Raw genomic sequence first — 1,121 nt, 5'->3', positions numbered from 1 at the left:
CGCGCGCTCCCACCACGACGTCGTCCAGGCCCTCACCGCCCGCACCACGGTCCTCCCGCTGCGCATGGCCACCGTCTACCAGGACGACGACCGCGCCCGCCAGGCCCTCGCCGAGCAGTACCCCGCACTCGCTGCACGACTCGCCCAGCTCACCGCCCACACCGAATTCGGCGTGAAGATCTACCTCGCCCGCGCCGCAGCCCCGACGGATTCCGGACCCGCCGCGGAGGCCGACACCGACACTGCCACGAGCCCCGGCAAGGCATACCTCCGGCGTCGCAGAGCCCAGCACAACGCCATGGAAGCCATGTACGGGCGAGCGCAAGAGGCTGCCGCAACGATCGAAGCCACCGCCTCCCGCTACGCCACGCAGCGCGTGCGGCACCCGGCCCAGAGCGGCGCCGTGACCGGGCCGCCGGAGAACTTCATGAACGACGCATACCTCGTCCCCGACGAGCACGCCCCACTGTTCCGTGCCGCCATCGAGGAGGTCGCGGGCGACTTCGACGGCGTTCGGGTCGAAGTGACCGGGCCTTGGGCGCCCTATTCCTTCGCCATGCCGGCCGGCGAGCCCGAGGACGCGACGGCGGGCGAGGAGCGCAGCCCATCAGCATCGTGGAGCGCGGCGAACCGCTGCCAGGACGCCAAGTGGCGCTGGTGGACCTCCTCGACCGACTGCTCAGTGGCGGTGTGGTCATCACCGGCGACATCGTGCTGTCCATCGCCGACATCGTCCTCGTCCGCATTTCGCTGCGCGCTCTCATCGTGTCCGTCAGCTCCGAGGTGTCCGCCGCAACGCAGACGCAGGCCGCGGCGGAGACCGGGAAGAGCAGCCGAAATGGGTGAGGAACGCCCCGAGCGCGACCCCGGACGCGACCAGGGCCGCGACCCCGGGCGGGAGCACCCCGGCGGGGAGCTCCAGGACATCGGTGACTCGATGTCGCGGGCGTTCCGGCTCGTTCAGGCGCCTCCTACGCCTTCTACGCCGCACCAAGCACCCCCGCGCGCAGCGCACCGCATCTACACGGACCGCGACACCGTGGAAGAGGACCTGCTCAAACTCGTCCTCACACTGGTGGAACTCCTGCGTCAGCTCATCGAGCGCCAGGCATTGCGCCGCG

General features: G+C 70.8%; 2 protein-coding genes and 1 pseudogene. All 3 read left to right on the top strand.

The genetic code is table 11. The annotated features are described in order from the left end of the window. Window positions 1-544 (top strand): annotated as a pseudogene (locus AB0B01_RS30900) (GvpL/GvpF family gas vesicle protein); the annotation flags it as partial. 62 nt (window positions 545-606) lie between these two features. After that, entirely contained in the window at window positions 607-846 is a 240-nt protein-coding gene (locus tag AB0B01_RS30895) for a gas vesicle protein (protein WP_361726318.1), read from the top strand. Beyond that, window positions 839-1,121 (top strand): gas vesicle protein GvpK (gvpK, locus tag AB0B01_RS30890; RefSeq protein WP_361726315.1); only part of this gene is annotated, 283 nt, incomplete at its 3' end. The genes AB0B01_RS30895 and gvpK, both read left to right, overlap by 8 nt.

Origin of the sequence: Streptomyces sp. NPDC044571 (genome assembly GCF_040647115.1) — a bacterium.
Classification (GTDB): domain Bacteria; phylum Actinomycetota; class Actinomycetes; order Streptomycetales; family Streptomycetaceae; genus Streptomyces.
The sequence above is the reverse complement of the archived record's forward strand: the minus strand, read 5'-3'. Positions and strand labels throughout refer to the sequence as shown.